Annotated in this window: 11 protein-coding genes; 6 read left to right on the top strand and 5 right to left on the bottom strand. The window is 71.8% G+C overall.

Translation table 11 applies throughout. From position 1 onward, the window contains the following. Positions 1-161 precede the first annotated feature (161 nt). Together L3078_RS13680 and L3078_RS13685 are read left to right on the top strand one after the other, a co-directional pair. A complete protein-coding gene (locus L3078_RS13680) occupies positions 162-1,664 on the top strand; it encodes an MFS transporter (RefSeq protein WP_239753840.1) in 1,503 nt (500 codons plus the stop codon). 249 nt (positions 1,665-1,913) lie between these two features. Further along, on the top strand, positions 1,914-2,591 hold the full coding sequence (locus tag L3078_RS13685) for a class I SAM-dependent methyltransferase (protein WP_239753841.1): 678 nt from the start codon (positions 1,914-1,916) through the stop codon (positions 2,589-2,591). Positions 2,592-2,641: 50 nt separating this feature from the next. Here L3078_RS13685 and L3078_RS13690 read toward each other — a convergent pair whose 3' ends face one another. Then, entirely contained in the window at positions 2,642-4,888 is a 2,247-nt protein-coding gene (locus L3078_RS13690) for a restriction endonuclease (RefSeq protein WP_239753842.1), read from the bottom strand. 138 nt (positions 4,889-5,026) lie between these two features. Further along, a complete protein-coding gene (locus tag L3078_RS13695) occupies positions 5,027-5,737 on the bottom strand; it encodes a hypothetical protein (protein ID WP_239753843.1) in 711 nt (236 codons plus the stop codon). 126 nt (positions 5,738-5,863) lie between these two features. Here L3078_RS13695 and L3078_RS13700 point away from each other — a divergent pair, with 126 nt between their 5' ends. The 4 genes from L3078_RS13700 (at position 5,864) to L3078_RS13720 (ending at position 9,592) form a co-directional block, all read left to right on the top strand. Continuing rightward, positions 5,864-6,862: an N-acetylmuramoyl-L-alanine amidase gene (locus tag L3078_RS13700; RefSeq protein WP_239753844.1), complete on the top strand. Its 999-nt coding sequence runs from the start codon at positions 5,864-5,866 to the stop codon at positions 6,860-6,862. Between the two features lie 391 nt (positions 6,863-7,253). After that, a complete protein-coding gene (locus L3078_RS13710) occupies positions 7,254-8,093 on the top strand; it encodes a hypothetical protein (protein ID WP_239753845.1) in 840 nt (279 codons plus the stop codon). A gap of 124 nt (positions 8,094-8,217) precedes the next feature. Then, positions 8,218-9,228 (top strand): LLM class F420-dependent oxidoreductase, encoded by a 1,011-nt coding sequence (locus tag L3078_RS13715; RefSeq protein ID WP_239753846.1) that lies wholly within the window; start codon positions 8,218-8,220, stop codon positions 9,226-9,228. Between the two features lie 76 nt (positions 9,229-9,304). After that, positions 9,305-9,592 (top strand): hypothetical protein, encoded by a 288-nt coding sequence (locus tag L3078_RS13720; RefSeq protein ID WP_239753847.1) that lies wholly within the window; start codon positions 9,305-9,307, stop codon positions 9,590-9,592. Positions 9,593-9,757: 165 nt separating this feature from the next. On the opposite strand, the gene L3078_RS13725 is transcribed toward L3078_RS13720, so the two are convergent. Genes L3078_RS13725 through L3078_RS13735 form a run of 3 tightly spaced genes read right to left on the bottom strand, consistent with a single transcriptional unit; the run spans position 9,758 to position 13,070 of the window. Continuing rightward, positions 9,758-10,825, bottom strand: coding sequence for a prenyltransferase/squalene oxidase repeat-containing protein (locus tag L3078_RS13725; protein ID WP_239753848.1), 1,068 nt, complete (start codon positions 10,823-10,825; stop codon positions 9,758-9,760). Then, a complete protein-coding gene (locus L3078_RS13730) occupies positions 10,822-11,604 on the bottom strand; it encodes a class I SAM-dependent methyltransferase (RefSeq protein ID WP_239753849.1) in 783 nt (260 codons plus the stop codon). Before L3078_RS13730 ends, L3078_RS13725 begins: the two co-directional genes overlap by 4 nt. After that, positions 11,598-13,070, bottom strand: coding sequence for a glycosyltransferase family 4 protein (locus L3078_RS13735; protein WP_239753851.1), 1,473 nt, complete (start codon positions 13,068-13,070; stop codon positions 11,598-11,600). Before L3078_RS13735 ends, L3078_RS13730 begins: the two co-directional genes overlap by 7 nt. Positions 13,071-13,258: the final 188 nt, after the last annotated feature.

Consider the following 13,258-nt stretch of genomic DNA (forward strand, 5'->3'; position numbering starts at 1 on the left):
CCCGCGAGAAGATTCCGAGCCCCGCGACCCGCCCTGACGCCCCGTCACTTCCCCATGGGCAAGTCAAGCTTTCATTAGTCACCCGAAACAACGGAATAGTTGCCCAGGCGCACGAGGTTCAGATGGCACCCACCTTCACCCCGGCCAGGAGGCCCCGCTCCATGACACAGCCGCACACACCGCCGACCCTCGAGGGCCCCACCACGCGCGCCGGCGGAGCGATCGTCCCGGTGCTGGCCTTCGCGGGGATCGTGGTCGCGGTGATGCAGACCCTGCTGGTCCCGGTGATCAAGGATCTCCCCCAGCTGCTGGACACCTCGGCCGGAAACGCGACCTGGGTACTGACCTCGACCCTCCTCTCCGGCGCCGTGGCCACGCCGATCATGGGCCGTCTCGGCGACCTCTACGGCAAGCGCCGGATGCTGCTGGCCAGCCTGTCCGTGATGGTGGTCGGGTCGCTGATCAGCGGTTTCACCAGCGCGCTCGTCCCGATGATCGTCGGCCGTACCCTCCAGGGCGTCGCCATGGGCGCGATCCCGCTGGGCATCGGCCTGATGCGCGACGAACTGCCCCGTGAACGCCTCGCCTCCGCCATGGCCCTGATGAGCTCGTCCATAGGCGTCGGCGGCGGACTCGCCCTGCCGCTGGCCGCCGCGGTCGCCCAGAACACCGACTGGCACGTCCTCTTCTTCGCCGCCGCCGGTCTCGGGGTGCTGTCCATCGTCCTCACCCTCGTCGCCGTACCGGAGACGAAGACGCGCGCGGAGGGCAGCTTCGACTACGTCGGCGCGCTCGGTCTCTCCCTCGGCCTCGTCCTCTTCCTCCTGCCGATCACCAAGGGCAGCGACTGGGGCTGGACCTCCGCGACCACGCTCGGACTGTTCGCCGCGTCGGCCGTGGTCCTGCTGCTCTGGGGTGTTCTGGAGCTGCGTATCGCCGCGCCGCTGGTGGATCTGCGGACCACCGCCCGCCGCGAGGTCCTTCTCACCAACCTCGCCTCGATCATGGTCGGCGTCTCCTTCTACGTCGTCTCCCTCGTCCTGCCGCAGCTCCTGCAGCTCCCCTCCGCCACCGGGTACGGGCTCGGGCAGTCGATGGTCGTCGCGGGTCTGTGCGTGGCCCCGCTCGGGCTGACGATGATGTTCACCGCGCCGGTCTACGCCCGGATCTCCGCCAAGTACGGGCCGAAGAGCACGCTCATCCTGGGCCTGCTGATCATCGCGATCGGCTACGGGGCGGGGCTCGGCCTGATGAGCGCGGCATGGCAGACCGTGGTGGTGTCGGTGGTGCTGGGCGCGGGGATCGGCCTCGCCTACTCCTCGCTCCCGGCGCTGATCGTCGGTGCGGTCGATCCGTCCGAGACGGGGGCGGCCAACGGGCTGAACACGCTCATGCGCTCCATCGGTACGTCCATGTCGAGCGCCGTGATCGGGATGGTGCTGGCGAACACCGCGAACGAGGTGGGTGGGGTGGCGATCCCCACGATGCACGGCTTCCGCGTCTCGTTCCTCATCGCCACGGGGGCGGTCGCCGTCGGCCTGGTGCTGGCGCTCTTCCTGCCGAGCCGGCGGCCTGCGCGGACGCTGCGCGCGAGCGGTGAGGGTGGGGCCGGGGAGGCGGACGTGGTCTCCGGGGAGGGGCGGGGCGTCCTCGCCTCCCGTTAGGGGCCGTCGCGTGGCAGTCGAGGGCAGCTGCGGGCCCGGTGGGGGGGGCTGGTCGCGCAGTTCCCCGCGCCTGAAAAGCAGGGGCTGCGCCCCGTGCTTTTCCCACCCGCAACCGGCAGCCCACCGGATCGCCCGGGCCCCGCACCCTCCGCCGATCACCGCATGGCAGCATGGGGCGCCCCGGACGGCGTACCGCCGAGTACGGGCACGTCAGGGCACAGCCGACTCGTACGACTACACGGAGGACCCATGTCCGCGGCACCGCACGCGAACCCGGCCGGGCCGGCGCCCAAGGCGGAGATTCTCGAGGCCTTCGAGGGGGCCAAGGGGTTCATGCCGCTGAAGGAAGGGCTGGCGTTGTACGCGGCGGCGATCGAGGCGGGGCGGCTGGGGCTGCCGTTGCTGGAGGTCGGGACGTACTGCGGCCGGTCGACGATCCTGCTGGCCGACGCCGCCCGCGAGGCGGGGGTCACCGCGATCACGGTCGACCACCACCGGGGCAGTGAGGAGCAGCAGCCTGGCTGGGAGTACCACGACGAGTCCACCGTCGACCCCGAGGTGGGCCGCATGGACACGCTCCCCACCTTCCGCCGCACCCTCCACCGCGCCGGCCTGGAGGACCACGTCGTCGCGGTCGTCGGCCGTTCCCCGCAGGTCGCCGCGTTCTGGGGCACCCCCCTGGCCTTCGTGTTCATCGACGGCGGCCACACCGACGAGCACGCCACCGCCGATTACGAGGGCTGGGCCCCGCACATCGCCCCGGACGGTCTCCTCGTCATCCACGACGTCTTCCCCGACCCCGAGGACGAGTTCACCGGCCAGGCCCCGTACCGCGTCTACCTCCGCGCCCTGGCCTCCGGCGCCTTCACGGAGGTCTCGGCCACGGACTCCCTGCGGGTGCTGCGGCGGACGGGCACAGGTAGCTGAGGCCCAGGTAGCTGAGGCCCAGGTAGCTGAGGCACAGGGGCGGGGCCCGGCTACGCCACCTCTATGCCGTAGTCCTGGACCAGTTCCTCCAACCCGCCCCGGTACCCCTTCCCACCGACGACGAAGTCCCAGTCGCCGTTGGCGCGGCGGCGGAACGAGCCGAGGGTCAGGGCCGTTTCGTCGGCGCGGCCGTCGGAGACGTCGAGGCGGCCCTGTTCGGCGCGGGACGGGTCCAGGAGGCGGATGCCGGCGTCCGTGAAGCCGGAGAGGTCGGCGTCGGGGTTGGCCGCCGGGTCGATCGCGGCCACCAGGACGAGACGGTCGGCCTCCGCCGGCAGCGCGTCGAAGGCAACCTGGATCGCGGCCTTGTCGGGTGCGGTCGGCGGGACGGCGCGGACCGTGCCGTCGGGGGTGCGGTGGTTGTTGTAGAACACGAAGTGGTCGTCGCTGAGGACCCGGTTGCCGTGGCAGACGAGCGCGCAGACGTCCAGGGCGACGCCGCCCGTCCAGTACATGCCGAGCACGCTGTGATCCTCGGGGGACGGGTCCGGGGCGGACGGGGGTGCGCTGGTCCGCTGGGCGGGCAGCACCACGGTGGGATCGGCCGTGGACGTCACCGTGGGATCGGCCGTGGGCATCACCACCGTGGGATCGCCCATCGGCACCACCACCGTGGGATCGCCCATCGGCACCACCACCGTGGGATCGCCCATCGGCATCACCACCGTGGGATCGGTCGGCGACACCGGCGCGGGGCGCTCGTCGGTGCCCAGGCGGCCCCGCAGCCCGTGCCCGTGCAGCAGGTCGACGAGTTCGCGGCCCGAGATCAGCTCCAGTGGCTTGCCGTTGGCGAAGGTGTGGGAGCCGGGCCCGAACTTGGACGTCGTCACCAGGACGCCCTTGTTGGCCCCGGCGTCCTGGACCGTGCCGTAGAGATCGCGCACGGCGGACGGCGGGACGGTGTTGCGGTAGCGCTTGACCTGGACGACGATCTTGCCGCCGCGGATCGGGGTGGGGTCCAGGGCGTCGACGTCCACCCCGCCGTCGCCCGAGCGCTGGGTGGTGACGGCCTGCATGCCCATGGCCCGGAAGAGCTCCGCGACCAGTGCCTCGAAGGCGAGGGGGTCCATGGCCAGGAGGTCGGGCTCGTCCTCGCCGCCGTGGACGACGACACCGTCGCCGACGTCGTCGGGCCTGCGTCCGGGGCGGACGGGGGTGCGCTGGTCCGGTCGGGCGGACAGTTGGCCCCGGAGGCCGTCCGTCAGGCAGTCGACGGCGCTCACCTGCTCCAGATGCAGCCCGGCGAAGACCGTCCGGGGCGCCGTGACGGTCACCAGGAAGAGCTCGGCGCGGCGGCCGGTCGCGGGATCGTGGTCGTCCACGAACCCGTTCAGGACGACCGACTCCAGCGCGCCGAACTCGTCGGCGGTGAACAGGTCGTGGAGCACCAGCAGGGTGCACTGGGCGAGGACGTCGCGGTAGAGGGCCCGCCGCTGGGTGGCCGGGCGGGGGCGCTCCTTGTCCTGGTCGACGCTCGGCATGTAGACGACGGTCTTCGTCTCGGGGACGACGTCGTACCGGGGCAGCTCCCAGTCCAGGACCAGCTGCCGTGCCGCCGGGTCGTAGGCGGCGCGGACACCGCGCGGGAAACCCTCGGGCCAGGCGGACGAGGCGTAGAGGGCGGCGGAGAAGTAGTCGACGGCGGCTTCCGGGTCGCCGTCGCGCAGTGCGCTCGCCATCTGGGCGAGTCCGGCGTTGTGCCGCCGGATCTCGGTCCGCTGCCCTTCCGCCCATTGCTCGTACTGCCGCTGATACTGGGCCAGTTGCTGCTGTCGCCGGGCCTCGGCGGCCTGCGCCGCGTGCCAGTCGTGCTCGAACCGGGCGCGCGCCTCGGCCTGGGCGCGCCGCTGGGCGCCCCAACCGCCCTGTGCCTGGTAGTGGTTGGGGTCGGGCATGGGCACGGGCTGAGCGAGCGGCCCCGGTGAGAACGGCTCCAGGCGCTCGGACCGGGAGAGGGAGGCGGCCCGGAACGCCGGGGCGCGGCAGCCCGCGACCAACAGCCCCTCCAACACCCGTACCCACGCGTCCAGTTCCTCCGTACGCCGCCGGGCCTCCGCCTCGCGCTGCTGCCGGTACGCCGCCTGCTGCTCGCGCTGGCTGCGGGCCACCTCCCGCTGGTACGCGCGCTGTTGTCGCTCGTACTCGCGCTGCTGCCGGGCCCGCTCCTCCGACTGACGCTGCTGCTGGCGTTGTGCCTCGGCCCAGATCCCGGCCAACCCGTTGGAGCGACGACTCATGCGCTACAGGCCCTCCCACCGGGGCCCCGACCGCCCGCGAGGCCCCGCCCCCACAACCGGACGTAATCGCACGACTTTATCCCGCGACGGCGCGTCCCTCTACCGCTGGTCAGCCGCTGATCGGCGCTGATCGGCCGCTCAGCCCATGTACCGGACGAGCAGGTAGGCGGCCGCCGCCACGACCACGATCACCGCGACGACCGCCGCCCGGTACGCCCGTGTCGGGAGGGGACGGGGCGGCGGGGGCGGCGGGGTGGCCTGGCGCGGCGAGTGGGCGCCGCCGGCGGGGTTGCCGCTGAGCAGGGGGACCGGCAGGGGCCCGACGATGGGCGCGACGGGCGGCTGCCAGTCCGTCCCATCGGCGGTGCCGGACTCCGCCCATGGCTGGAGTTGGCCGGTGGCCAGGCGGCGCCAGCGGCTGCCGGAGGAGTCGGTGAACTCGACGGAACAGAGCAACGGCGAGGGCGGTGAACCGGTGGCGGAGGTCATGGGGAGGTCGACGGTGAGCCGGCCGCCCGCCGGCAGGATCTCGCGGCCGTCGAGGCGTACGCCGTCGTAGTGGACGGCGACCTGGACGAGCGGCTGGTTGCTGGTGTTGACCGCTTCGAGGTGCCACCGCGCGTAGCCGTCCGCGAGCACGGAGGGTCTGCTGCCCATGGTGACGTGCAGCATCGACGACTGGATCAGCTTCTCCCGCTGGTCCGCCTCGCGTTCACGGTCCTCGATGCGGCGCTCCCGCTCGGCCAGCCGGCCGGCCTGACGGACGTTGTGACGGTGCCCGGCGATACTCACGACGAGCGCCGAAGCCCCCACCACGGCCCCGAGGACCGCGATCACCACCTCGATCATCCCCGTACTCTGACCTGCCGACGGCCGCCCGGTCCAGCCTGTGCCGCGACGCCGGGCGTGGCGCTCCGCAGGGGCGCTCGCAGGGGTGTCCCGCCCGTGCGCCGCGCGACCCGTAAGGTGGCAGGCGTGTCGTACGTAGGCCCGGACTTCGATCCGCCCCAGCCCCGCCGTTCCGTCCTTCGCCGTCCGCTGACCGTGGCGGTGGCCGCGGTCGTGGTGGGGGCGGTGGCCGGGTGGGGGGTCTGGCAGGTCACCGGGGGTTCCGGGGGCGGGGACGGCGGGTCGGACAGCGCGCGGGTGCCGCAGACGCGGTCGGCGACCACTCCCCCGGCGAGCGGGGAGCCCAGCGCGTCCGCGGACGCCCGGAACGGGGAAGGCGGCGACGGCGGCGAGGGCGGCGACGGCAAGAAGGCGGACCCCTCGGGTTCCGCCTCCGCGCCCGCCGCCACCGGGCCGCTGAAGGGCAAGGTCGTCGTCATCGACCCGGGGCACAACCCCGGCAACTTCCAGCACACCACCGAGATCAACCGCAAGGTGAACATCGGGACGCACGCCAAGGAGTGCGACACGACGGGGACGACCACCAACGACGGTTACCTGGAAGCTGAGTTCACGCTGGACGTCTCCCGCCGGCTGCGGACGCTCCTCCAACAGGAGGGCGCCACGGTGAAGTTCACCCAGGACGACGACCGCGCCTGGGGTCCGTGCATCGACGAGCGGGCGCGGATCGGCAACGAGGCGGAGGCGGACGCGGTGGTGTCGATCCACGCGGACGGTTCCGGGTCCGGCAACCGAGGCTTCCACGTCATCCTGCCGGGCTCGGTGAACGAGGGCGCCGCGGACACCCGGCCCATCGTCGCCCCCTCCCGCGATCTCGGCGAGCGCATCGCCGGCTACTTCGTCCGCGCCACCGGCAGCGCCCCCTCCAACTACGTCGGCGACGGCACCGGCCTCGTCACCCGCACCGACCTCGGCGGCCTCAACCTCTCCACCGTCCCGAAGGTGTTCATCGAGTGCGGCAACATGCGCGACAGCAAGGACGCGTCCCTGCTCACCAGCGGCACCTGGCGCCAGAAGGCGGCCCGCGGAATCTCGGACGGCATCACTAGCTTCCTGAAGAATTGAACAACTTTCCCTTTCGGGAAACGGATGGGGCTCCGGGCGCTAAGCGGAGTGCCACGGAATGACGTGCGCGCGGTCTCAATCTGTCAACGGTTCCCTCCGAGTTCGTCGGGTGCGCGGGGATACGCGATATCCATGACGGGGCGCCGCTGACCAGCGGTGCCTGGCGGACAGGAAGCGCGCAGGGGAACCTCTGCGGGAATCGTGAGTTTTCTGCGCGGGTAGGGGGCGGGTCGTGATCATCGCGGTGAACCCGGCGGACACCCACGTCGGTCGGACGATAAGGTCGTCCCTACGATGAGGGGCCACCCCCGCGCTTCCCACCACGGCCTGACGGCGACATGGTGACGGCGACGCCTCCACCGATGACGAGACGACTGACGAAGGACCTGAAGTGAATATCCGCTCCCTCACCAGAGGCGACGGCGTCGTGATCGGAGCAGCGGTATTGCTGTTCATCGCGTCGTTCCTCGACACGTTCGACGGCTCCGGCGACGACATCCCCAATGCCTGGGACAACCTCGGCTTGGTGATGAGCATGTACGTCGGCGGCATCATCGGGGCGGTGCTGATCGTCATCGCCCGTGCGCTGCCGCAGCCGCCCAAGGTCGTCGGTCTCGACCTGGGCCAGCTCGGGGTGGCTCTGACGATCTTCGCCGCGTGGACCTCGTTCTGGTCGATCATCGACCCGCTGGGCGCGATGGAGGAGTTCTTCGGCGGCCTCGGGGGCTCCGAGCCGGAGTCCGGCGCCGGTCTCATCCTCGGTCTCATCGCCGCTCTGCTCCTGGCCGCCGCCGCCATCGCCACCCCCCTCGTCCCCGCTCTCAAGGCCGCTCTCGTCGGGGCTCCGCGGCCGGCCGCGCCGCAGCCGTACGGGGCTCAGCCGCCCGGTGGTTACGGGTACCCGGGCGCCGGTGCGCCGGGGCCGTTCGGGGCGGGGCAGCCGGGGCCCGGGCAGCCGGGTCAGCCGGGCCCGGGGGCGCCGTTCGGTGGTGCTCCGCAGCAGCAGGCCGCGGCGCCGCAGCCGCCGGCCGGTGACTTCTCGCCGTTCTGGTTCGCGGTGCCGGTGGCCCGTCCGCTGTTCGCGGAGGACGGTTCGCAGTCGACGATCGCCGAACTGGCGCCGGGCACCTGGTACCTGGCGGTCGAGCAGCGCGGCGCCAACCTGGTCGCCCAGACGCAGGACGGCCGTCGCGGTGTCCTCCAGGACACCAGCGGCATCCAGCGCGGCTGAGCCACACCTCGCCACACAGTCGTACAGCCGTAGTACAGCGGCCCCTCGCCCTTCCGGGCGGGGGGCCGTTGTCGTACAGTCGCCTCCCTCCCCTACAGCTGACGCTCCGTCAGGAGGCAGGCGTATGCGGCTCGGTCTGGCACTCGGTTACTGGGGACGCGGCCCCTCGGCGGACCATGTCCCGCTCGCCCAGGAGGCGGAGCGGCTCGGGTACGACTCGGTGTGGACCGCCGAGTCCTGGGGCTCGGACGCCTTCACCCCGCTCACCTGGATCGCGGCGCGGACGTCGAGGATCAAGCTGGGCACGGCGGTCGCGCAGATGGCGGCCAGGTCGCCCACCACCACGGCGATGCACGCACTGACCCTGGACCACCTCTCCGGCGGTCGGGCCATGCTCGGGCTGGGGCTCTCCGGGCCGCAGGTCGTCGAGGGCTGGTACGGGCGGCCGTTCCCGAGATCGCCGCTGACCGCGACGAGGGAGTACGTCGACGTCGTACGCCAAGTCCTCAGGCGGGACGGCCCTGTTGAGATCGACGGGCGTTATCACCCCCTCCCCTACGACGGGCCGGACGGCACCGGCATCGGCAAGGCGCTCAAGCCCATCACCCACTCGCTGCGGGCCGATCTCCCCGTCCTGCTCGGCGCGGAGGGACCGAAGAACATCGCGCAGACGACCCGGATCGCGGACGGCTGGCTGCCGCTGTACTGGTCACCGTCGCGGACCGAGGTCTACGAGTCCTCGCTGACCGACCTGCCCGAGGGCTTCCTCATCGCGCCCATGGCACGGGCGAGGGTCTGTGACGACGTCGCCGAGGGGCTGTTGCCCGTGAAGGCGATGCTCGGCTTCTACATCGGCGGGATGGGGCACGCCCGGCGCAACTTCCACGCCGATCTCATGGCCCGCATGGGGTACGAGGAGGAGGCCCGCCGCATCCAGCGGCTCTTCCTCGACGGGCGGCGCGAGGAGGCCGTACTCGCCGTGCCGGACGCCTTCGCGGACGAGATCTCGCTGGTCGGACCGCGTGAACGGATCGCGGAGCGACTGGAGGCGTGGCGGAAGGGGCCGGTGACGGACCTGCTGGTGCTGGCCCCCGATCCGCATACTCTGCGGGTGCTGGCGGAGCTGAACTCCTAGGCGGAGGTGAGGCGTCGAGGGGGGCTCGTGGGGGCGGGCCAGGTTTCGACGGGGGGCGACGGGCAACCCGTCAGGCATGTCTCGATATAGCGGTTCCAATCAGGCGGGCCGGGTCATCGCGATAGTCGCCGATGTCATGGCGTTCATCCTCGGCCTGTGGATCCTGATGTACCTGCTGGGTGCGAACGGCGCGAACGACTTCGTGCAGTTCGTCCATGACGCGGCTCGCTGGCTCGCCGGCTGGTCGCACGACCTGTTCACGTTCGACGAGCAGTGGGCCAGGGTGGTGGCCGGGTACGGCCTGGCAGCCGTCGTCTACCTGCTCGTGGGCCACGCGATCGCCAATCGCATGCACCGGCATTGAGCGGGTGCGGGTCCGGTGGGGGCTGGTCGCGCAGTTCCCCGCGCCCCTGAAAAGCAGGGGCTGCGCCCCGTGCTTTTCAGGCCCCACAGGGGCCGTTGCTTTTAGGGGCGCGGGGAACTGCGCGAGAAGCCCCACGCACCCGCACCCGACGACGCACCCCTCACTTCAGCAGCACTCCGCGTCCAGCCCGGAGGGCAGACGCTCCCCGCCGAACACCGCGCACGTGGCCTCGTCGCCGCCCAGCGCGGCCACGGCCAGCAGGAGCGAACCCGCCGTCCACGAGGTGAGTTCCTCGGGCCAGACGGCCCGGTCCTCGAAGACGTACCCCGTCCAGTACAGGCCGGAGTCGGGGTCACGGAGGTGCTGGATGGACTGGAGTATCTCCAGGGCCCGGTCGGACTCGCCCATCGCCCAGAGCGCCAGGGCGAGTTCGGCCGATTCACCGCCGGTCACCCACGGGTTGGGGACGACGCAGCGGACACCGAAGCCGGGGACGACGAAACGGTCCCAGCCCTCCTCCACCCGGGACTTGGCCTCGGCACCGGTGAGCGCGCCACCGAGCACCGGGTAGTACCAGTCCATCGAGTAGCGGTCCTTGTCGAGGAACCGCTCGGGGTGCCGCCGTATCGCGTGCCGGAGCGCGCCCACCGCCAACTCCCAGTCGGGCTGCGGCTCCTCGCGCTGCTCGGCGATGGCGAGGGCGCAGCGCAGCGCGTGGTGGATGGACGAACTACCTGTCAGCAGGGCGTCGTTCACCGGGGTGCCGTCGTCCTCGCGCTTCCAGCCGATCTGGCCGCCGGGCTGCTGGAGCCGCAGGACGCACTCGATGGCCGCGTAGACGGCGGGCCACATGCGGTCGAGGAAGGTGTCGTCGCCGGTGGCCAGGTAGTGGTGCCAGACGCCGACGGCGATGTAGGCGACGAAGTTGGTCTCGCGGCCCCGGTCGGTGACATTGTCGGCGTCCCCGTCGGCGTACGCGGCGTACCAGGAGCCGTCCTCGTTCTGGTGCCGGCGCAGCCACTCGTAGGCGCGCTCGGCGGCGTCGTGCTCACCGGACGCGTCCAGGGCCATGGCCGCCTCGGTGTGGTCCCACGGGTCGAGGTGGTGGCCGCGGAACCACGGGATGGCACCGTCGGCGCGCTGCACCGCGAGGATGCCCCGCACGGTCGCTGCGGCCTCCTCGGCGGTGAGGACCCCGGGCAGGACCAGGTGTTCTGTCCGGGGGGTCGTCACTTGGCGTCCGCCCCGGTCTCGGTGCCGGCCTCGGCCTCGGTCCCGGCTTCCCCGGCGATCCGGGGGAGGTGCGGCTTGGTCGCGTACGCCACGAAGCTCTTGCCGATCACCGGGTTCAGCGCCTCCTCGGCGACCCGGGTGAGCAGCGGCTTCTTCATGATGTCCCAGACCAGCAGCTTGTGGTACGCCCGCACGGGCAGCGCCTTGTCGTTGTCGACGCCGAACGCGCACTTCAGCCACCAGTAGGGCGAGTGCAGGGCGTGGGCGTGGTGGGTGCCGTACGGCTCGAGGCCCGCCTCGCGGATCTTGGCCAGCAGTTCGTCCGCCTTGTAGATGCGGATGTGGCCGCCCTCGACCTCGTGGTACGCGTCGGAGAGCGCCCAGCAGACCTTCTCGGGGCCGTAGCGCGGCACGGTGACGGCTATCCGCCCGCCGGGCCTGAGCACCCGGACCATCTCGGCGAGGACGCCCTTGTCGTCGGGGATGTGCTCCATCACCTCGGAGATGATGACGACGTCGAAGGACTCGTCGGGGAAGGGCAGCGCGAGGGCGTCGCCCTCCATCGCGGTGGCGGTGGCGCCCTCGGGGGCCTCGCCGGCCTCCTTCATCGCCGCGAACCACTTGGCGACCTCGCGGATTTCCTCGGCGTTCTGGTCGAGGGCCACGACCTGGGCGCCGCGCCGGTAGCACTCGAAGGCGTGCCGGCCCGCTCCACAGCCGAGATCCAGGACCCGGTCCCCCGGGGCGAGCGGGAACCTGGAGAAATCGACGGTCAGCACGTGGCCCTGCTTTCGCGGTCGGCGCTTTCGCGGTTTGCTTCGACTACTTCGACTACTTCGTCGACGGCTCGGTCGGCCTGGTCGGATGGGACGCCTCGGTCGGCTTCGGGGGCTCGGTCGGCTGCGGCGGCACTGCCGGCCCCGGCGGCCGCGCGGGCGATCGCCTCGCGGTAGTGGGCGACCGTGCCCTCGGCCGCCTTGGCCCACGTGAACCGGCGCAGGACGCGCTCGCGCCCCGCACGGCCGAGCCGCTGCCGGAGGCCGGGGTCGCCGAGCAGCCGGCCGAGCGCGGCGGCCAGGGCGCCCGGGTCGCCCGGGGGCACCGCGAGGCAGGTCTCGCCGTCGGGTCCGGCGACCTCCGGTATGGCTCCGCCGGTGGTGGCGACCAGCGGCGTGCCGGTGGCCATGGCCTCGGCGGCGGGCAGCGAGAACCCCTCGTACAGCGAGGGCACGCAGGCGACCTCGGCCGAGCGGACCAGGTCGACGAGTTCGGCGTCGGAGATGCCCTTGACGAACTCGACGGCGCCTTCGAGGCCGTACCGCTCGATCGTCTGGGCGACCGGGCCCTCGGTGGGCCGCTTGCCCACGACGACGAGATGGGCGGTGGTGTGCTCGGCGCGCACCTTGGCGAGCGCCTCCACGAGGAAGACGAGTCCCTTGAGCGGCACGTCCGCGCTGGAGGTGGTGACGATCCGGCCGGGCACCTGCGGCACCGCCGGATTCGGCGAGAAGAGGTCGGTGTCGGCGCCGATGTGCACGACGTGCATGCGGTCGTCGCGCACGCCGAGGTGGTCGACGATCTCCTGACGGGAGGTGCCGGAGACGGTGAGCACGGACGGCAGCCGGCGCGCGACCCGCTTCTGCATGCGGGTGAAGGCGTACCAGCGGCGTACGGACATCCGGCGCTGCCGGCCCTCGGCCGCGTCCAGCTCCAACTGCCGGTCCACGGTGATGGGGTGGTGGATGGTGGTGACGAGCGGGGCGCCCACGTCGCCCAGCAGCCCGTACCCGAGGGTCTGGTTGTCGTGGACGACGTCGAAGTCGCCGCGCCGGGCGCGCAGATGGCGGCGGGCGCGGAGCGAGAACGTCAGCGGCTCGGGGAAACCGCCGGTCCACATCGTCGCCACTTCGAGGGCGTCGATCCAGTCACGGTACTCGTCCCGCTTCGGGGTGCGGAAGGGGTCGGGCTGGCGGTAGAGGTCGAGGCTCGGCAGCTCGGTGAGGGAGATCCCGCCCGGTCCGTCAACCGGGACGGCGTCCTCGTCGAGCACGGGATAGGGCTGGGAGCCGATCACCTCGACCCGGTGGCCGAGACGGGCCAGCTCGCGTGAGAGGTGCCGTACGTAGACGCCCTGGCCCCCGCAGAACGGGTTCCCTTTATAGGTGAGGAGCGCGATGTCGAGCGGTCGCCCGCCGTCGGCGGCAAGGTCACGTCGGGACCCCGCCCGACTGGCCTCATCGGTCACTCCTGGCCCCCTTCTCACTGCGATTTCCCGTGAGATTACGACGAGACGGTAATCTAGAACAAGTTTCAGAGTTGATCGCTCAAGAGGCTCTGAATCTACCGGCTGGTAGAACCGCTGTGAGAGATGGATCAGGTGATTCACGCCACGGCACACGCCCTGGCATGCTCTTTGATCGCATATCCTCACCG

The organism is Streptomyces deccanensis, from assembly GCF_022385335.1.
Lineage (GTDB): Bacteria > Actinomycetota > Actinomycetes > Streptomycetales > Streptomycetaceae > Streptomyces > Streptomyces deccanensis.

Excerpts from the sequence above, each read along its gene's own strand:
- L3078_RS13720 (WP_239753847.1), top strand. The coding sequence starts at position 9,305 with ATGTCTCGATATAGCGGTTCCAATCAGGCGGGCCGGGTCATCGCGATA.
- L3078_RS13695 (WP_239753843.1), bottom strand. The coding sequence starts at position 5,737 with ATGATCGAGGTGGTGATCGCGGTCCTCGGGGCCGTGGTGGGGGCTTCG.
- L3078_RS13690 (WP_239753842.1), bottom strand. The coding sequence starts at position 4,888 with ATGAGTCGTCGCTCCAACGGGTTGGCCGGGATCTGGGCCGAGGCACAA.
- L3078_RS13715 (WP_239753846.1), top strand. The coding sequence starts at position 8,218 with ATGCGGCTCGGTCTGGCACTCGGTTACTGGGGACGCGGCCCCTCGGCG.
- L3078_RS13680 (WP_239753840.1), top strand. The coding sequence starts at position 162 with ATGACACAGCCGCACACACCGCCGACCCTCGAGGGCCCCACCACGCGC.
- L3078_RS13685 (WP_239753841.1), top strand. The coding sequence starts at position 1,914 with ATGTCCGCGGCACCGCACGCGAACCCGGCCGGGCCGGCGCCCAAGGCG.